An 18,515-nucleotide genomic window follows, 5' to 3' on the forward strand; every position below is an offset into this window, starting at 1 on the left:
AGCTACCCGAGATTCACCTCTACAACACCCTGACCCGTCAGAAGGAAGTGCTGAAACCGATTCAGCCCGGCACCGTGAAAATGTACGTCTGTGGTGTCACGGTTTATGACCTCTGCCACATCGGCCATGCCCGTGTGATGGTGGTGTTTGACATGATCACCCGTTACCTGCGTGAGCGGGGATATGACGTGGTGTATGTGCGCAATATCACCGATATTGATGACAAGATCATCCGGCGTGCAGAAGAAAACGGCGAAAGCATGGTGCAACTGACCGAGCGCATGATTGCTGCCATGCATGAAGATGAAGCTCGCCTGGGGGTGTTGCGCCCGGATATCGAACCCCGTGCCACCGCGCACATTGAAGACATCATTGCACTGGTGCAGAAGCTGGAGAAAAAAGGTTATGCCTATGCCGCCGACAATGGTGATGTGTATTACCGGGTGCGCAAGTTTGAAAACTACGGTCAACTGACCAATCGCAAGCTGGACGAACTTCAGGCTGGTGCCCGTGTGGATGTTGAAGATGCCAAGGAAGACCCGCTGGACTTTGTGTTGTGGAAAGCCGCCAAACCCGGTGAACCCAGTTGGACTTCGCCCTGGGGTGATGGACGCCCCGGCTGGCATATTGAATGTTCGGCCATGTCTACCTGTTGTCTGGGCAACACCTTTGACATTCACGGTGGTGGGCCGGACCTGCCCTTTCCACACCATGAAAATGAAATTGCCCAGAGTGAAGCCGCCACCGGCCAGAAGTACGTCAACGCCTGGATGTATGCCGGTGCTGTGCGGGTGGATCAGGAAAAAATGTCCAAATCCCTCGGTAACTTCTTCACCATCCGTGATGTGCTGGAAACACACGACCCGGAAGTGATCCGTTACTTGCTGCTGGGCAGCCACTACCGCTCGTCCATCAACTACGCAGAAAGCGCCTTGCACGATGCACGCAAATCGCTGGAGCGTTTTTACACTGCCCTGCAGGGTGTGACACCGGTGGAAGATGCCGCTGCTGTGCAGCAGGCCGGTCACTGGCGGGAAGACTTCCATCGCGTGATGGATGATGACTTCAACACCCCCGAAGCCCTGGCTGTGCTGTTTGATCTGACCCGTGCCCTGAATCGTGCGCGGGAAGCGGGTGATCAGCCTCTGGCTGCAGCGCTGGCGTTTGAACTGAAAGCCCTGGGTGACATCCTGGGACTGCTGCAGCAGGATGCCGAACACTTCCTGAAAGGAGGCGATACCGCCAAGGGCAGTATCAACCCCGACGTGATCGAAACCCTGATTGAAAAACGCCTGCTGGCCAAACAGGAACGCAACTTCGCCGAAGCCGACCGCATCCGCCAGGAACTGGAAGCACAAGGCATTCTGTTGAAAGACACCAAGGACGGCACCAGCTGGACCAGAGCCTGATGGTTTTGGGTTTGTGGTGTTGGAATGAATAAAACCGGCTGAGGCCGGTTTTATTTTAAATAGTTTTCTACGTCGACATTTAATGTCTGCCAGGATGGATTGTCAGTTTTGTACTGGGCTTGTGCTTCCTGGATGCGCAGTACTTTTTCTCGTTCACGCTCCAGTTCTTTTTGAAGCTCTTCCTCGCTGGGGAGTTCGGTAACGTATTTTGAGGCAAAGAGCTGTTTGCTTTCGTTGAGTACGGAATACCTGGCAACGGTCTGGTTGCGCTCGCTGCACAGAATCAAGCCGATAGTGGGGTTGTCGTCGGGGCGACGTTTCTGTTCTTCATACATGCGCACGTACATGTCCATTTGTCCCACATCCTGATGGGTGAGTTTGTGCATTTTCAGATCAATCAGCAAAAAACACTTCAGGTGAAAATTGTAAAACACCAGGTCGATGAAGTAGTCACCATCATCGGTGCGGATACGTTGCTGGCGCTCAACAAAAGCAAAGCCTTTTCCCAGCTCCAGCAGAAATTGTTGCAGGTTGCTGATGATGGCTTGCTCCAGATCACTTTCCTGCCAGGTTTTATCCTGCAGGTTCAGGAAGTCGAGTATGTAGGGATCACGCAGATAGTCTCTGGGGCTTTCCAGCAGTTCAGTAGCTTTTTTGCGTGCCTCTTGCTCTACCGGTGCTTTTTCTTTGCTGGTCAGCAGGCGCTCGTAATAAAACACACCAATCTGGCGCTCCAGTGCCCGCACACTCCAGTTTTGTGCTGCTGCTTCATCTGCATACCACTGCCTGGCAGCGGGGTTTTCGATACGCATCAGAGTGCGGTAATGACTCCAGCTCAAAACACTACACAGCGTGTAGTGTTTTGGAAAGGTAAGGTAGAACTGACGCATATTGCGTAGGTTGCCAACATCAAAGCCTTTGCCAAACTCACTCTGCAGCTGCTCTGACAAATGCTTGAGCTGTTGCTTGCCATACTCAGCACGCTGCTGCCCCTGCTGCTCCTGCTCAACAATTAATCGCCCAATTTCCCAGTAAGCCAGCACCATCTGTTGATTGATCGCTTGCCTGACTTGCTGGCGTGCTTGCTGAATGACTTGGGCAATTGCGGTAAACAAATGATTGGCGGTGGGTTCCTTGTTGGTCATGCTGTGCATCCTGCTTGATAAAGCGTTTGAGTCGTGCTTCCTTGAGTAGGCAAAACGTTGGTCTGCTCATAACCGCCTGGTGGAGCATGCGGAGCAGCAGTCGAAGCACATGGCTCCAGATAACTCACCTGGAATTGCTGGAAGACTGTGATACAACAGTTACCATGTGAGAAAGAATAAACATCATGTCCTTTTCGTACAACGCCATCCTCTCGCTTTCTCTGGCTGGCCAACATAAAAGAAAGAATAATGAAGTGTACTTTGCCCTGCATCACTCCTCGTCTGGTGGTTCGTGAGTTCACTCAGGGGGATCACCCGCAACTGGCTGCCATGCTGGCCGATCCCGAGGTGATGAAACATTCCCTGCGTGGTGTGTGTGATGCTGCCATGACGCAGACTTTCCTGGATTGGTGCCTGCGTTGTTATACCACCTATGGTTTTGGTCCCTGGGCACTGGAAGCGCGTTCATCCGGTGAATTGGTGGGTTTTTGTGGCATCAGTCCGGAGCTGGTGGCTGAACAGCTGGAAACCAATCTGGGGTATCGGCTGGCGCGTGGTTTCTGGGGGCAGGGATTGGCAACCGAGGCAGTGCAAGCGGTCTTGTCGCTGGCTTTTGAGTCGCTGCAGCTGGATTCAGTGGTGGTGATCATTGAGCCGGATCACCCGGTTTCGCGCCGTGTGGCGGAAAAGGCTGGTTTCCTTGATCCGCAGCGGATGGTGTTTCACCAGCGCCAGATAGACCTGTATCGCATGAAACGGCAGGATGCAGAATTTTGAGAAGGCGCTGAATAGGATCTGAGGAGTTCCCATGTGGCATCAGCAGTTGCTGCAGCTTAAACCCCGCAAACGCGGTTTTCATCTGATCACCGATGAGGTGCTGGCGCATTTGCCTCAGTTGCGTGATCTGCAGGTGGGATTGCTGCATCTGTTCATTCAGCATACCTCGGCAGCGCTGACGGTTAATGAAAATGCTGATCCTGCCGTCAGGCGGGATTTTGAAGTGTTTTTTAATCGCCTGGTGCCGGAAACCACTGAGGGCTATGAGCATACTTACGAAGGTTCGGATGACTTGCCCGCCCATTTCAAGAGCAGTCTGCTGGGACCTTCTCTGACCTTGCCGATCAGTCACGGGGCGCTTGCGCTGGGAACCTGGCAGGGCATTTATCTGTGTGAGCATCGCAACCATGGCGGTTCGCGCCGTCTGGTGGCAACCCTGCAGGGTGAAGGATAAAACTGGCCATGATGGATTCCCTGTTGTTGACTGACCTGACCACTGAGCTGGCACCTGCCGTGCGTTTTCAGCGGCTGATTCAAGCCTTGCGGGAGGAGTTCAGCTGTGGTGCAGTGGCCCTGCTGAAAAAAGAAGATGAGGTGTTGCGTCCGGTGGCCGTGGCGGGCCTGGTTCGTGAAACCCTTGGGCGGCATTTTCGTGTGGCACAGCACCCCCGTCTGGCAACCCTGCTCAGCAGCCGCGAACCGGTGATTTTTGATCCGCACAGCAATGTCCCGGATCCTTATGACGGTCTGCTGGATTCACTGGCCGGAGAACCCTTGCCGGTGCATGACTGCATGGGGGTGAGTCTGTATGTGGATGGTCAGCAGTGGGGTGTGTTGACGCTGGATTCACTGGTGCCCGGAACCTTTGGTCCCCAGTCTGCGGATCAGTTGAAGCAGTACACCCTGTTGATTGAAACCTTCATTCGTGTCACTCGTCTGGAACAGGAGCGCATGGCATTGCGCAGCCTGTCACGGCCATCAGAACATCTGGCAACACCTGCTTCCGGTTCGGAAATCATCACCCGTGACTCAGCCATCAGTCAGTTGCTGCATGAACTGGATGTGGTGGCTCAGTCCGATCTGCCCTTGTTGCTGCTGGGTGAAACCGGAGTCGGCAAGGAATTGTTTGCGCGTTTTGTGCATCAGCATTCGCGTCGCCGCAAGCAGCCGATGATTCATATCAACTGTGCTGCCCTGCCGGAATCACTGGCTGAAAGTGAGTTGTTCGGTCATGTCAGAGGTGCCTTTTCCGGTGCCACCCAGGATCGCCCCGGCAAGTTTGAAGCGGCACAGGGTGGCACGCTGTTTCTTGATGAAGTCGGTGAGCTGCCGCTGAATATTCAGGCCAAGTTGTTGCGGGTGCTGCAGAGTGGTGAAATTCAGCGTCTGGGTTCGGATGCCACACATCAGGTGGATGTGCGGATTGTGGCAGCAACCAACCGCCATCTGCAGGAAGGTGTACGCAACGGTTCTTTCCGGGCTGATCTGTATCACCGGCTGTCTGTTTATCCGGTGCCGATTCCACCCTTGCGTGAGCGGCGTGAAGACCTGCTGTTGCTGGCCGGTCATTTTCTGGAATTGAATCGTGCTCGTCTGGGGGTGCGTTGCCTGCGCCTGTCGGCTGCAGCGGAAGCGGCGCTCTTGCAGTATGACTGGCCGGGTAATGTGCGGGAGCTGGAGCATGTGATCAGCCGTGCGGCGTTAAAAACCCTGGCACGTCAGGGGCGGTCGGATGACAGTGACTGGATCACCCTGGAGCCGGAAGAGCTGGATCTGCAAAGCAGTAAACCACCAGACCTGAAACTCGATGAACCCAGCCAAACGGCTGAGGTGCTGCCATTGAAACATCAGGTGGAAAGCTTGCAGCGTCAGGCCATCCGCCAGGCGCTGGAGCAGACACAAGGCAGCTGGTCAGCCGCGGCCCGCCTGCTGGATCTGGACTCCAGTAACCTGCATAAACTGGCACGACGGCTGGGCATCAAGTAGTTGCTTCCACAGAGTCTGACTCCTGAGTCGCTCACACTATTTGGCATTGAATGAAATATGAACCAGACTCCAGACTGTTCATACAGATGGAGAGCGCCGATGAAACAACAAAAACAAGCATTTGAGCCAGCCAACCCGAACTACCAGACTGAAGTTGGGCGCATCATGCATGCTGCGCCCTTTATGCAGTTGCTGGGTCTGGAGGTGGTGAAGGTGGCACCGGGCCACTGTGAGACTCGCCTGAAGATACGTCGTGAAGTGCAACAGCAGGATGGTTTTGTGCATGCCGGCGCACAGTGTTCGCTGGCGGATCATACTGCCGGTGCTGCGGGTGCAACCCTTATTCCTGCAGGATTTATGGTGCTGACCGCAGACTTTAAAATCAGCCTGTTACGCCCGGTGTATGGCAAGGAATTAAACTGTGTGGCGCGAGTGATCAAGCCGGGCAAGGGTTTGATTGTGGTGGAGTCTGATCTTTTTGCCGATCAGCAGCAGGATCGCCTGCTGGCGCGGGCTTCGGTGACTCTGGCGGTGGTACGCAAACCGGAATAGGCTTGTATTAAGAAACCTCTGATTAACTACTTTGCTGGCTTATGCTGTGTTGAAATTGGCCTCAAAATGCTCATTTACTCTGTGTAAACTCCGCTTTTTCAGCCAATTTCGCCTTGCCTAACCTGCGCTCGTGACATTAATCAGAGGTTTCTTAACAAATTATTATATCGAAAACTTGCATCAGGCTTACCTATAATCAAGGCCCCCGCTGCTTTGAGGCGAAGATTTCTGATGCCAGTTTGCCGGTTACTGCTGTGTTTGCTGTTGCTGGTTGTGGCCACCACAACCAGTGCTGCCGTTTCGGTGATGGACAGGCACACCGGCCCGTTGGGGCAGGCGGTGGTTTATCTTGAAGACCCGCAGCAGCAACTGGATTATCAACAGGCTTATCAGCGTTGGTTGCAGGGTGATTTTGTACCGGGCACTGATGCAACCCTGACTTTTGGGATTGGTGGTGCCAGTGTCTGGCTGTTGCTGGAGCTGGACAACACCACACCACTCACTCAGTTTCGCCATCTGTTGCTGGATACCCCCTGGATTGATGAGGTGCACTTCCACGTTTTTCGGCACGGGGTGGAGATCAGTCGCTGGATCACCGGTGATAACTATCCCTTCACCGGTCGCAGCCAGTTGCAGACGGGTTTTGTCAAATCACTCGAACTGCGCCCTGGCCTGACTCAGGTGCTGATTCATGCGTCCACACCCGATCCGATGCTGGTGCCCCTGCGGGTGATGGATGATGCCGAACTGATGGATTTTTCATTGCGTCGGGTATTCACCTATGGCCTGGGTTACGGTTTCCTGCTGGCACTGATCTTCTACAACACCGCACTTTATTTTGGTATTCGTGACCGGCGTTACCTGCTTTATGCGCTCTATCTGAGTGTATTCACCATTGCCAATTTCTCTTACACCGGCCATGGTTTTGCCTGGCTCTGGCCTGAGTCAGTGGAATGGCAACGCTGGGCGCAGCCGCTGCTGATGATCAGTTTTGGTTGTGCTGGTCTGCTTTTTGCCACCACTTTTCTGGATATGCGTCGCCACTGGCGTCCGGCTTATCGTGCCGCAGTTGTCAGTGTGGTGCTGGTATTGCTGGCTTTCACCCTCAGCCTGGTGCTGCAAAATCAGCCAATGGCACTGTTGGTGGCTTTTGTATTCATGCTGGTATTCACCCTGCTGATGTTGCTGATGGGGCTTTATCGCGTGCGGCAAGGCAGTGTCAGTGCACGTTTTTACCTGGCTGCCGTAGTGTTTGGTGCGGTGGGTACACTGGTGACCACCCTGTCGGTCTGGGGTGCACTGCCAAGCAGTGAGTGGACGTTTCGGGCGGCTGAAATGGGCATGCTGGTGGAGGCCACCCTGCTGGCACTGGCATTGGCATCACGCATTCGTCGTGCCCAGCAGCGCCAGCAGCAGGCCGAACTGGCAGCCAATACTGACTCACTGACACAGCTCAACAATCGCCGGGCACTGTATCAACGGGCCGAAACCTTCTGGGGTGTGGCTGAGCGGCGTAAAGTACCGCTCAGTGTGGTGGTGCTGGATATTGATCACTTCAAGGATTTTAACGACACCTATGGCCATGCTTTTGGTGATGCGGTACTGCAGCGCTTAGGTCAGTGCATTCGTGAGAACATTCGTGAGCAGGATCTGGCGGCTCGCTGGGGTGGTGAGGAGTTCATCATCCTGATGCCCAACACCACCCTGGACAAGGCAGTCACCTTTGCCGGGCGCTTGCTGGAAGTGTTGCGAAACACGCTGATGGAATATGAGGGGGAAAGGGTGCAGATTACTGCCAGTTTTGGTGTGGCGCAGATTGAACGGCAGGATCTGAATCTGGATGACCTGATCCAGCGAGCGGATCAGGCTTTGTACCAGGCCAAACATGAAGGCCGCAACCGGGTGTGCAGTTGCGGCCAGATGTAGCACTGTTTCCTGATCACCTTAATAAAGTGCCTGGCTTTCTTCCACCACTTCTTTCAGCAGTTCCAGAAACAACTGGTCTGCTTCGGTACGCTCTTCCGGGGTCATCGGGATTTTCACCAGGGTTTCAGCGGTGATGTCATCAGCCACCTTGTCCAGCATCTTGTGATCGCCGTAATGGCGCTTGGCAATTTCCAGGGTTTTTTCCAGGGTGCCCGGTTCCAGCAGCAGTTTTTTCAGGAACTGGCGCAGTTCGGACAGGGCGCGGGCTTTACTCATTTCTGTTGAGCTGCTCATGAACAGGCTCCTTGTCTGTGGGTTTGCATAAAGGGCATGGCTTTAATCTTACTGGATTTTTACCCCATTTGCGGTTTTTTTATCATGCCAGTCAATTGCCGAACCTCTGGTCTGTTGCAGTCTTTGAGATTTCCACGACTTTTAGGCAATATGGATTTTTTGTGTATTCCAATCAGGTGAGTCGATGAACGAAGAACTGTTGCAACTGGCCGAAGCCATGCCCAAGGCCGAGCTGCATCTGCACATCGAAGGCAGTCTGGAACCGGAACTGGTGTTCCAACTGGCCGAGCGCAATGGTGTGAAGCTGGCTTATTCCAGTGTGGATGCGCTGCGGGCGGCTTATGCCTTCAACAACCTGCAGGAGTTTCTGGATGTTTATTATGCAGGCATGTCGGTGTTGCTCAAGGAGCAGGATTTTTATGACCTGACCTGGGCCTACCTGAACCGGGTGCATCAGGATCATGTGGTGCATGTGGAGATCTTTTTTGATCCTCAGGCGCACCTGGAGCGTGGCATTCCTCTTGATGTGCAGATCAGTGGCATTCGCCGGGCGCTGGAGCAGGGACAGGCCGAACTGGGTATCAGCTTCCGGTTGATCCTGTCTTTTCTGCGCCACCTGTCGGAAGACAGTGCACTGGAAACCCTGGAGCTGGCACGTCCTTTTTACGATCAGTTGGATGGTTTTGGCCTGGATTCCTCCGAGCAGGGGCATCCACCGGAAAAATTTGCCCGGGTGTTTGCACGCTGCAAGGAACTGGGGTTCCGGATCACTGTTCATGCCGGAGAAGAAGGTCCGCCGGATTATGTTTATCAGGCGCTGGATCAACTCCAGGTGGATCGCATTGATCACGGTAACCGTTCCATGGAGGATGAGGTCTTGGTACAGCGATTGGTTGGTGCCGGTCTGACACTGACCGTCTGCCCCCTGTCCAACCTGAAACTCTGTGTGGTGAAGGATATGGCGCAGCACCCGATCCTGAGCATGCTGAAAAAGGGTCTGAAAGCCACGGTGAACTCGGATGACCCGGCCTATTTTGGTGGTTATGTGAATGACAACTACCGGGCCTTGATCCAACACCTGCCGGTGACTCGGGACCACCTTTACCAACTGGCCCGTAATGCCTTTGAAGGGGCATGGATCAGTGATGATGAAAAGGAAGCTCACATCAACGAACTGAACCGGGTGTTTGCCTTGGGTTGATGCGGTACAGCTTTTGCTTGTGTTCGCCTGAAGGGTTCATTCATCAGCCGATCAGGAGAGGTACATGCGCATTGCAGCTGCCAGCCGTGACGGTGTGACACTTGCCGGGCACCTAGGCAAGTGTGACCGCTGGATTGTTTATGAAGTGACAAGTGATGTTGACGGGGAGCCGACGCTACAGGAAGTGGAGCGGGTGCATCTGCCAAAAGCGCTGGTTTTTCACCATTTCAGGGATGACTGCCCTCACCCGCTGGGCGATTGTGTGGCGGTGCTGGGGGCCAGTGCCGGTGACAACTTCATCCGCAAGATGCAACAGCGGGGAATGACTGCGCTGCTCACGGCGGAAACTGACCCGCGGCAGGCCGTGCTGGATTATTGCCGCAACAACCTGCCGCCGCCAAAACCCCGCCCTATCGGCAGCCTGATCTGCAAGGTGCATGACCTGCTGTCGTCAGACAAATGATGGCTGCTTATCCCCACTTGTGACGCGGTGGCTGATAATCGCGGATGCCTTGCAGCAGTGCTTCAGGTTCAGCGGTGCGAATCAGCATCGCGGCATGTTCCGGTTTCAGGAAGCCGCTGTCTGTCATGCGATCAATCATGTTCAGCAGTGGATCATAAAAGCCGTTGACGTTAAAAAAGGCGCAGGGTTTGCGGTGATAACCCAGTTGCCCCCAGGTCCAGGTTTCAAAAATCTCCTCCAGGGTGCCAGCTCCACCGGGCAGTGCCACAAAGGCGTCAGCCAGCTCAGCCATGCGGGCTTTGCGCTGATGCATGTCGGCCACCACGGTCAGCTCAGTCAGTCCGGTGTGAGCCACTTCTTTTTCTTTCAGGGCTTCAGGAATCACACCATACACCTTGCCGCCACCGTCCAGCACGGCATCAGCGATGCAACCCATCAGCCCGGTGCGGCCACCGCCATACACCAGATCCACCCCCTGGGCGGCCATAAACAGTCCCAGCTCACGAGTGGTCTGGGTATAAAGCGGGTCATGGCCGGAGCTGGAACCACAGAAAACTGCCAGTTTCATTGTCGAGAAAATCCTTGTGTTCAGGGACAGTCACTGACCTGTTGACGGGCAACACGCATCAGGCTGCCAGCTGTCATCCGATTGGCGGCAGTCAGGCGCATGCCGCTGCTTTGCAGGCCGCGAGCCGTCCAGTTGTTACAGGTGTTGAAGAGGTGATAGTGCCCATTAGCCTGATGAAAATCACTTTGCCCATAACGCCCAGAGCCCAGGTGCAGCCGTCTGCCATCTGCATCCTGCTGGTAACTCTGTTGCAGGAAAGTCAGCAAGGATGCCAGCTCAGCATCGGTCAGACAATGATGCAGGCGTTCGGTACCGGGTAGCGATTGGTCCGGATGGTCAGTCAGTGCCACCTGATGCATCACGGTTGGACTGGGCCAGAAGAGTGCCCTGGCACCCAGCCACAGGCTTTTCTGTTCAGCACGATAATAACCGGCATCCCCCCAACCGAACTCATACCAGCCAGCATCCGGCAAGCCGCTGCTCATCGTGGGCAGGTGGTGTTTGATCTGATCAGCAGGCAAAGCCAGGCCAGTATGCCAGCCATGATTGATGATCACCAGCGGATGGCGGGGTAATGCATCACTGGTGTTTTTCAGTGGTTTCACTGCTTCCGGCGTCGCTGTGCAAGCGGTCAGTAAAAGCAGTGGCAACAGCAGGATTGCCTTCATGGTGGGGTCATTGTTTCGACATGAAATGGCCATATTTTTTAAACACCTCTGTCATGCAGCTGCTTCAAGGTATTCATCCAGAAACGGGCAGGGAAGCTCGGTGATTTTTGATTTCCCTTTCCCATAAACTGGAGTGAAGCACGATGAAGATGAAGAAAAAAGCCCTGCTGGCTGCCGGTGCGCTGGCTTTGTCCACCCTGTTTTCAACGGCTGGAATGGCCGCAAACCCACCTGCTTCCTGCGTGCCCAGCCGTTGGTGAGTCTGGCACGTCCTTCATATGCCTCCATTTTTATTGTGCCGGAAAACAGCCCTTATCAGACGTTGGCTGATCTGAAGGGTGCGCGTATTTCAATGAAAAGTGTCGGCTCCACCACCGGTCATATCATTCCAGCTTACATGTTGGTGGAAGCAGGATTGGATGTGGATCGTGATGTGCGCATTCTGAATCTTGGTGGCACCTTGTTTGAAGCGTTGATTTCCGGTGATGTGCAGGCTGCTGCCACCGGTGTACGTGACTGGGATGGTTTCATCAAGCGTACCGGTGGCGGTTACCGTATTCTGGCGCAGTCACCGCAGATGCCGGATGATCTGGTGGTGGCTGGTCCACACATTGATCCGACCTGCGTGGCGTACATTCGTGATGCCATGATGAAAAATGGTGATGCGTTGATTCAGGCAACCCTGAAGCCGGAAGGCCGTGAGCGTTATCGGGGTGCCCGTCTGATGGCGGTGAATGATGCCAGTTATGACGTAGTGCGGTGCGCAAGGCTTATGCCGCACTGGGTCTGAAGGCGGAATAAGCATGGATGTTTGTCTTCAGAACGTTGGCAAAATCTGGCCAGATGGAACACCAGTACTGGATTCAGTGGATCTGTCGATTGCTTCTGGTGAAGGGGTGGTGCTGTTGGGTGCCAATGGCTGTGGTAAATCCACGCTGCTGCGTTGCATGCTGGGACTGGAATCCATCAGTCGGGGCGAAATCCGCATGGGTGAAGTCTCCCTGACACGTGCACGAGGTGGAGAGTTGCGTCGCCTGCGTAGTCGCATTGGCAGCGTATTCCAGCAGTTTAATCTGGTGAACAATTTGTCAGTGTTCCAGAACGTGCTGTTCGGACGACTGGGCAATGATGGGCTGTTACGCAGCTTGAATCTGACCTGCAGTGCGACCACTCGGGATCGTGCCATGCACTGTCTGGAGCGTGTGGGGCTGGCTCATCTGGCTCAGCGCAGAACAGATCACCTGTCTGGCGGGCAGCAGCAGCGAGTCGCCATTGCCCGTATGTTGATGCAGGATGCCCGACTGGTCTTTGCGGATGAGCCGGTGGCCAGCCTGGACCCTCGTGCCGGGCGTGAGGTCATGGATCTGCTGTTTGAAATTGTGCATGAACATCGACTGACCGTGGTTTGTGTATTGCACCAGCTGGAGTTGGCTTCAGAATATGCTGATCGATTGGTGGGGCTGAAAAACGGGCGAGTGGTGCTGGATGGCAAGCCGTCCGGCATCAGCCCGGAAGCGCTGGCCGAACTTTATGTGGGTGAGGACCTGGCTGACGATACTGACGCAATGGGAGGTGTTTATGCCTACCAGTGAGTCGCGTTATCAGCAGCCGCAGCGCTTTCAGAATCCTTCGGTGTTTATGTGGGTGGTGCTGCTGGTGTTTCTGGCCATTGTGATGGATACCATTGGTTTTTTGTGCACGGTTTTTTTCCGAGCGGATCGAGGAAATTAATCCCAAACCAGGCATGGCATTAAAAGCCGCTGGCGCATCACGTACAGCCGTGGTGGCGGGAGCCATTCTGCCAGAATGTTTCCCTTCCTTTGTGGCAACCAGCCTGTACAGTGTTGAAAAAGCCGTGCGCAGTGCAGTGGTATTGGGTCTGGTAGGTGCGGGTGGTATTGGCGTGGAGTTGACCTCTGCGATGAACCTGTTCCGTTACAACGAAGCCATCAGCATCATTTTGGTGATTCTGGTGGTGGTGATTGCTGTGGAACAGGTGGCCAAGGCCATACGTAAGTGCATTATTTAAACCTGAATTAACCCTTGCATCACGGCGTGCTGTCTTGCCGCTGCCCTTCTTCTCCGAAGATCAAAGGTGCAGCGGCTTTTTTGTGTCTTGTTGTTTTGCGCCTCAGAAAATGGAGGATTGTTTTAAATGTATGAGCACCCAGGAATTATTCAGTGAGTTTTGTTGTGCTTTATGATTTGATGTTGCGCTCTTGCCTCTTGATCTCTGTCTGCAACAACTGAAATGACTCCAATATCAGATAAACAACACCTTCAGGCGGATCTGCTGCTGGTGCTGACCACGTTAATTGCCGCCGCTGGATGGATTTTTTCCAAGGAAGCGCTGGCCGGTTTTGCCCCTTTGTTATTTATTGCCTTGCGGTTTTCAGGTGCCGGGCTGGTACTGGCCTTGTTATGCCTGACGCCTTTGCGTGGTTTGAGTCGTGCCCAGTTCATCAGTGCCTTGCAGGTCGGGGTGTTGTTTGGTGCGGCCATGGTGTTCTGGATTCTGGGGTTGGAGTTTGCCCAGCATCTGGGGGTGGGGGCTTTTCTGACCAGTCTGGGCATCGTTCTGGTGCCCTTGCTTAATTTGTTGATGGGTGGTGAGAAACCAGGCCGTCTGGTTTATTTATCCTTGCCCTTTGTGTTGGCTGGGCTGGCTTTTTTATCGCTGGACAGTGAGTTTCATCTGGGTTTCGGCGAGTTATGTTTTTTATTGTCGGCGTGTTTTCTGGCTTTGATGTTTATCCAGAACAGCCGGGCTGCCACGCGTATACCGGCTTTGCCATTAACGGCCATTCAGCTGTTGGTGACGGGTGGGATCACTGGTTTGTGTTCACTGGTTTTTGAGGATTGGAGTTTCCAGTTTCCTGCGGCTATCTGGGGCTGGTTCCTGGCCAGTATGTTGCTGGCCACCAGTCTGCGTTTTCTGCTGCAGACCTATGCACAGGGTCTGGCACCACCCAGTCACAGTGCCATTATCATGACGCTGGAACCAGTATGGACGGCAATGCTGGCCAGCTATTGGTTCAGCGAAACCATGAGTTTATTTCAATTGATCGGTTGTAGCCTGATTTTTACCGCAGTGCTGGTGAATCGGGCACCAGCACTGCGTCAGTGGTTGCGGCGGGGCGGCTGATCCATTATTGGGTTTCCGCTTCCAGCTCCAGCCAGCGTTCCATTTTCTGCTCCAGCTGCTGCTGAAGCGCTTCCAGTTGTTGCAGTTCGCTGGCCACCAGGGCGGCATCCTGCTGGTAAAAGGTCGGGTCGCTGACCTTGCCTTCCTGAGTGGCTATCTGCTGTTCCAGCTGTTCAATTTCACCGGGTAGCAGGTCCAGTTCACGCTGCAGCTTGTAGCTGAGTTTTTTGGCTGGTTTCTGAGGCTGTGACTGGGTCTGAGAGGCTGTTGATGCCTTGGGCTGCGATGGGGCCGTATCGGTTGTCGCAGCAGGTGCTGAGGCAGCCACCTTGCCAGCTGTTTTTAAGCTGCCGGGTGTTGGCAGGGGTGGGAAACGCCCGCCCTGACGGATCCAGTCTTCATAACCACCAATGTATTCCTTCACACGGCCATCACCTTCAAATGCCAGGATGCCGGTGACCACGCTGTCGAGGAAGGCACGATCATGGCTGACCAGCAGCAGGGTGCCTTCGTAGTTCAGCAGCAGTTCTTCCAGCAGCTCCAGGGTTTCCAGGTCCAGGTCGTTGGTGGGTTCGTCCATCACCAGCAGGTTGGCCGGTTTGGCAAAGAGCTTGGCCAGCAGCAGACGGTTCTGCTCACCACCGGACAGGGCGCTGACCGGTTGGCGGGCACGTTCAGGTGTGAACAGGAAATCCTGCAGGTAACCGATCACGTGTTTGTCACGCCCATTGATGGTGACACTGGTGCGGCCTTCCGCGAGGTTGTCGAGCACGGTTTTCTGCGGGTCGAGCTGACCGCGCAGCTGATCGAAATAGGCCACTTCCAGTTTGGTGCCGATCTTGACCTGACCTTCCTGCGGCTGCAGTTCACCCAGCAGCATTTTCAGCAGGGTGGTTTTGCCGGCACCATTGCGGCCGAGAATACCGATCTTGTCACCCCGTTGAATGCTGGTGGTGAGATCGCGGATGATTGGAACACCCTCGTAGCTGTAGCTGGCATGCGTCAGCTCGGCCACCAGTTTGCCGGAGCGTTCTGCCGCTTCCAGCTGGATATCTGCCTTGCCCTGGCGCTGCAGACGTTCAGCACGCTGTTTGCGCAGTTCCTTGAGGGCACGAACACGGCCTTCATTACGGGTGCGGCGAGCCTTGATGCCCTGACGAATCCAGACTTCTTCCTGGGCCAGTTTTTTGTCAAAAGCAGCCTGGTGGCGGGCTTCCACTTCCAGTTGATGGGCTTTGAATTCAAGAAAATCCAGATAACGACCTTCCCAGCTGGTGATTTCACCCAGATCCAGCTCCAGCATGCGAGTGGCAATGTTCTGCATGAAGGTTCGGTCGTGGGTGATCAGCAATACCGCACCGGGGAAACTTTTGATCTGCTCTTCCAGCCACTGAATGGTTTCAATGTCCAGGTGGTTGGTGGGTTCGTCCAGCAGCAACAGGTCCGGCTCACTGACCAGCGCCTGGGCCAGGGCCACACGACGACGCCAGCCACCCGACAGCTCCGACATTCTGGTGTCGCCATTCAGGTGCAAGCGCTTCAGCAGTTGCTCCACCTTTTGACTGAGTGCCCAGCCATTGCAGGCATCCAGTTGATGCTGCAGTTCATCCATGCGTTTCAAGTCCACCTGATCCGGTGGCAGGTGGGTGATGTGATGGAACTCCTCCAGCAGGCGACCGGCTTCTGCCAGTCCCAGTGCCACCACTTCAAACACGTCACGGTCATCGGCTGCGGGTAGCACCTGTGGCAAAACACCGATGCGCAGACCGGGTTTGCGCCACAGGCTGCCACCATCGGAATGGACTTCTCCGGCCACCAGTTTCAGCAAAGAGGATTTACCTGCGCCATTACGGCCCAGAATAGCCACCCGCTCACCCTCTTCGAGGGTGAGGTTGGCATCATTCAGCAGGGGGGTACGGCCATAGGCCAGGTGGAGATTTTCAAAACGCAGAAGGGTCATGAGGCTTCAGCAAGACCTGCTTTTACACGAACACGGTTTTCAACCAGGGTGGCCAGCAGCTTGGGCTGGAATTTGGAAAGGAAATCATCACAGCCGACTTTTTGCACCATGGCCTTGTTGAAGTTACCAGACATGGAGGTGTGCAGTACCACAAAGGTATCGCGCAGGCGCGGATCTTCACGTACCGCACTGGTCAGGCTATAACCATCCATTTCGGGCATTTCGGCATCGGTGATCAACATCAGCAGTTTTTCAGGCACATTTTCACCGGCATCAGCCCACTGCTTCATCAGTTCCAGGCCTTTTTTGCCGTTGGTGGCAGTGTGCACGGTAATACCCAGGGGGGCCAGGGTTTGTTTAACCTGAGAAATGGCGGTGGGTGAATCATCCACCATCAGTATTTCCATGCCACGTGCGGCACTGACGATCTCTTCTTCCAGTTGCTCCGGGTCCAGCACGATGGTGTAGGGATTGATTTCAGCCAGCACTTTTTCAACATCAATGATCTCGATGATCTTTTCATCCAGCCGGGTAATGGCTGTGAGGTAGTGCTGGCGGCCGGTGGTGCGAGGTGGCGGCATGATGTCTTCCCAGTTCAGGTTGACAATCCGATCCACGCCGCCAACCAGAAAAGCCTGAATGGTGGAGTTGTATTCAGTGACAATCAGGTTGCTTTCCGGCTTGGCCTCCAGTGCAGGCATGCCAACAGCCTGAGCCAGATTGATCACAGGAACGGCCTGTCCACGCAGGTGGGCAACACCAACCACGTGAGGATGGTGCCCCGGCAGGCTGGTCAGCTTGGGGAGTCGCAGGACTTCCTGGACCTTGAAGACGTTGATGGCAAACAGCTGGCTGGAATGCAGCTTGAACATCAGCAGTTCAAGACGGTTTTGTCCAACCAGACGGGTGCGTGAGTCGACACTATCCAGTACCCCGGCCATGGGCGTTTCCTCGTTGTATTCTTCTGTCGGTGGAAATTTCTGACATACTAGAGAATATTTTGATGCCTGACTACTTCCTGTGGAGTTGTCAGGCCGGTTTGCCGTGTTTTTTATGAAGGTTTCTGATGCAAGTACCCCTGCCTTACGAGCAACCTCTATTTCCGCTGGTGGATATTGGCGTTAATCTGACCGACCGGGCTTTTGCCGAAGATGTTGATACTGTGCTGCAGCGAGCGATGCAGGCGGGTTTAACCGGTTTGTTGTTAACAGGCACCAATGGTTTGGTTTCTGAAACATCACTCAAGTTGGCAGAAAGCCACCCCGCACTTTTGAGAGCCACTGCGGGTGTGCATCCTCATCATGCCTCTGAGTGGTCTGCGTCATTGGCTGCAGATATTCGAGGGCTGTTGCAGCATCCACTGTGTGTGGCAGTGGGTGAAACCGGGCTGGATTTTAATCGCAACTTTTCCACCCCGACTGAGCAGGAAACAGCTTTTGAAGCTCAGCTTGGGTTGGCTGTGGAAAGTGGCAAGCCTTTGTTTATTCATGAGCGGGATGCCGGGCAACGCATGCTGGAAATCCTGCGTCACTGGCGTGATGACCTTTCCGGTGCAGTGGTGCATTGTTTCACCGGTGACAAAACCAGCCTGTTCGGTTATCTGGACCTGGATCTGTACATCGGCTTGACCGGCTGGGTTTGTGATGAGCGCCGAGGCACGCACCTGTGGCCTCTGGTGTCTTCAATCCCCGAGCAGCGGTTATTGATTGAAAGTGATGCCCCCTGGTTGTTGCCACGTAACCTGCGCCCGAAACCCAAAAAAGGCCGCAATGAGCCGGCATTTTTACCCTGGGTGCTGGTGCAGCTGGCACAATTACGGAGTGTTGAGCCACTGCAGCTGGCACAACAAACCAGCCAAAATGCCTGTAAGCTGTTTCATTTGCCTGATGACCTGCTGGAGATCAAAACCCCATGAGTCTGCCAACCTTTATTGCCATTGAAGCAGCCGCTGCGGATGCGCAGAGTTTCCCGGTCAGTATTGCCTGGTCACTGCCGGATGGCAGCATCAAGCATGCGCTGATTCAGCCAGATGACAGCTGGTTGGAGGCTGGTGATGAGCGACCGGTGATGCAGGATGCTGATCTGACTGTAGAGTCTTATTCGGCGGATGAGGTGGTGCGGGAACTCTTGTATGATCAGCAGGATGATGTGTACTACCTGGATCAGCTGCATCCACAGGAAGGCTGGCTGTTGAAGCTGTTTGCAGCTGCCGGGCAGGAAGTGACCTTTGAACTGGCAGAAGCCGTGCAGTTATGTGAGGCTGCTGACTGGTCACAGGCTTACCAGGAAACGCAGCAGTTTCTGGGATTAGACCCCACTCGCGCGGAAGATCAGGTGCGAGCCTTGCTGGAAACGCATGTGATGTTGACGGGCGAACAGCCGGATGAAACAGCCATTTAATAACAATAACGGGAGTCTGGT

The 18,515-nt window shown here is 54.5% G+C and carries 21 protein-coding genes; 15 read left to right on the forward strand and 6 right to left on the reverse strand.

Annotation, left to right across the window (positions count from 1 at the left end):
- Positions 1–11: 11 nt before the first annotated feature.
- Positions 12–1,409 (forward strand): cysteine--tRNA ligase, encoded by a 1,398-nt coding sequence (gene cysS / locus BT114_RS00205; protein WP_177247032.1) that lies wholly within the window; start codon positions 12–14, stop codon positions 1,407–1,409.
- A 50-nt stretch (positions 1,410–1,459) separates the two neighbouring features.
- On the opposite strand, the gene BT114_RS00210 is transcribed toward cysS, so the two are convergent.
- Positions 1,460–2,554, reverse strand: a complete 1,095-nt coding sequence (locus BT114_RS00210) for a PDDEXK nuclease domain-containing protein (protein WP_072324317.1) — start codon at positions 2,552–2,554, stop codon at positions 1,460–1,462.
- A 249-nt stretch (positions 2,555–2,803) separates the two neighbouring features.
- Here BT114_RS00210 and BT114_RS00215 point away from each other — a divergent pair, with 249 nt between their 5' ends.
- From BT114_RS00215 to BT114_RS00235, 5 genes are all read left to right on the forward strand, one after another.
- Positions 2,804–3,331, forward strand: coding sequence for a GNAT family N-acetyltransferase (locus BT114_RS00215; RefSeq protein ID WP_072324318.1), 528 nt, complete (start codon positions 2,804–2,806; stop codon positions 3,329–3,331).
- A gap of 31 nt (positions 3,332–3,362) precedes the next feature.
- Positions 3,363–3,785 carry a secondary thiamine-phosphate synthase enzyme YjbQ gene (locus BT114_RS00220; protein WP_072324319.1) on the forward strand — a complete coding sequence of 141 codons (423 nt, stop codon included), beginning with the start codon at positions 3,363–3,365 and terminating at the stop codon, positions 3,783–3,785.
- A gap of 8 nt (positions 3,786–3,793) precedes the next feature.
- Entirely contained in the window at positions 3,794–5,317 is a 1,524-nt protein-coding gene (norR, locus tag BT114_RS00225) for a nitric oxide reductase transcriptional regulator NorR (RefSeq protein WP_072324320.1), read from the forward strand.
- 99 nt (positions 5,318–5,416) lie between these two features.
- On the forward strand, positions 5,417–5,869 hold the full coding sequence (locus BT114_RS00230; protein ID WP_072324321.1) for a PaaI family thioesterase: 453 nt from the start codon (positions 5,417–5,419) through the stop codon (positions 5,867–5,869).
- Positions 5,870–6,100: 231 nt separating this feature from the next.
- Positions 6,101–7,795, forward strand: a complete 1,695-nt coding sequence (locus BT114_RS00235) for a diguanylate cyclase (protein WP_072324322.1) — start codon at positions 6,101–6,103, stop codon at positions 7,793–7,795.
- Between the two features lie 18 nt (positions 7,796–7,813).
- On the opposite strand, the gene BT114_RS00240 is transcribed toward BT114_RS00235, so the two are convergent.
- Positions 7,814–8,089: a hypothetical protein gene (locus tag BT114_RS00240; protein ID WP_072324323.1), complete on the reverse strand. Its 276-nt coding sequence runs from the start codon at positions 8,087–8,089 to the stop codon at positions 7,814–7,816.
- Positions 8,090–8,273: 184 nt separating this feature from the next.
- Here BT114_RS00240 and BT114_RS00245 point away from each other — a divergent pair, with 184 nt between their 5' ends.
- Both BT114_RS00245 and BT114_RS00250 read left to right on the forward strand, forming a co-directional pair.
- Positions 8,274–9,290 (forward strand): adenosine deaminase, encoded by a 1,017-nt coding sequence (locus tag BT114_RS00245; RefSeq protein WP_072324324.1) that lies wholly within the window; start codon positions 8,274–8,276, stop codon positions 9,288–9,290.
- 64 nt (positions 9,291–9,354) lie between these two features.
- A complete protein-coding gene (locus BT114_RS00250; RefSeq protein WP_072324325.1) occupies positions 9,355–9,753 on the forward strand; it encodes a NifB/NifX family molybdenum-iron cluster-binding protein in 399 nt (132 codons plus the stop codon).
- A gap of 7 nt (positions 9,754–9,760) precedes the next feature.
- Here the strand turns inward: BT114_RS00250 and BT114_RS00255 are convergent, their stop codons facing one another.
- The gene (locus tag BT114_RS00255) at positions 9,761–10,321 is read right to left on the reverse strand and encodes an LOG family protein (protein WP_072324326.1); all 561 of its coding nucleotides are present in this window, start codon (positions 10,319–10,321) and stop codon (positions 9,761–9,763) included.
- 20 nt (positions 10,322–10,341) lie between these two features.
- Entirely contained in the window at positions 10,342–10,989 is a 648-nt protein-coding gene (locus BT114_RS00260; protein ID WP_072324834.1) for a DUF2459 domain-containing protein, read from the reverse strand.
- Positions 10,990–11,245: 256 nt separating this feature from the next.
- Between BT114_RS00260 and BT114_RS00265 the strand changes: the two genes are divergently transcribed.
- The 5 genes from BT114_RS00265 (at position 11,246) to BT114_RS00280 (ending at position 14,134) form a co-directional block, all read left to right on the forward strand.
- Entirely contained in the window at positions 11,246–11,779 is a 534-nt protein-coding gene (locus tag BT114_RS00265; protein WP_177247015.1) for a phosphate/phosphite/phosphonate ABC transporter substrate-binding protein, read from the forward strand.
- Positions 11,780–11,792: 13 nt separating this feature from the next.
- Complete coding sequence (gene phnC, locus BT114_RS00270) at positions 11,793–12,581, forward strand: phosphonate ABC transporter ATP-binding protein (protein ID WP_072324328.1); 789 nt, start codon at positions 11,793–11,795, stop codon at positions 12,579–12,581.
- A complete protein-coding gene (locus tag BT114_RS15015) occupies positions 12,568–12,720 on the forward strand; it encodes a hypothetical protein (RefSeq protein ID WP_218163425.1) in 153 nt (50 codons plus the stop codon). Before phnC ends, BT114_RS15015 begins: the two co-directional genes overlap by 14 nt.
- A 13-nt stretch (positions 12,721–12,733) precedes the next feature.
- The gene (locus tag BT114_RS15020; protein WP_245770361.1) at positions 12,734–13,018 is read left to right on the forward strand and encodes a PhnE/PtxC family ABC transporter permease; all 285 of its coding nucleotides are present in this window, start codon (positions 12,734–12,736) and stop codon (positions 13,016–13,018) included.
- Positions 13,019–13,240: 222 nt separating this feature from the next.
- A complete protein-coding gene (locus tag BT114_RS00280; RefSeq protein ID WP_072324329.1) occupies positions 13,241–14,134 on the forward strand; it encodes a DMT family transporter in 894 nt (297 codons plus the stop codon).
- Positions 14,135–14,138: 4 nt separating this feature from the next.
- Here BT114_RS00280 and BT114_RS00285 read toward each other — a convergent pair whose 3' ends face one another.
- Positions 14,139–16,094, reverse strand: coding sequence for an ATP-binding cassette domain-containing protein (locus BT114_RS00285; RefSeq protein WP_072324330.1), 1,956 nt, complete (start codon positions 16,092–16,094; stop codon positions 14,139–14,141).
- On the reverse strand, positions 16,091–17,035 hold the full coding sequence (locus BT114_RS00290; RefSeq protein ID WP_072324331.1) for a chemotaxis protein CheV: 945 nt from the start codon (positions 17,033–17,035) through the stop codon (positions 16,091–16,093). Before BT114_RS00290 ends, BT114_RS00285 begins: the two co-directional genes overlap by 4 nt.
- 125 nt (positions 17,036–17,160) lie before the next feature.
- On the opposite strand from BT114_RS00290, the gene BT114_RS00295 reads away from it, so the two are divergent.
- Both BT114_RS00295 and BT114_RS00300 read left to right on the forward strand, forming a co-directional pair.
- Positions 17,161–18,009, forward strand: a complete 849-nt coding sequence (locus BT114_RS00295) for a TatD family hydrolase (protein WP_072324332.1) — start codon at positions 17,161–17,163, stop codon at positions 18,007–18,009.
- Positions 18,006–18,494: a hypothetical protein gene (locus tag BT114_RS00300; RefSeq protein WP_072324333.1), complete on the forward strand. Its 489-nt coding sequence runs from the start codon at positions 18,006–18,008 to the stop codon at positions 18,492–18,494. Before BT114_RS00295 ends, BT114_RS00300 begins: the two co-directional genes overlap by 4 nt.
- Positions 18,495–18,515: the final 21 nt, after the last annotated feature.

It is taken from the genome of Marinospirillum alkaliphilum DSM 21637 (assembly GCF_900119735.1).
Classification (GTDB): domain Bacteria; phylum Pseudomonadota; class Gammaproteobacteria; order Pseudomonadales; family Halomonadaceae; genus Marinospirillum; species Marinospirillum alkaliphilum.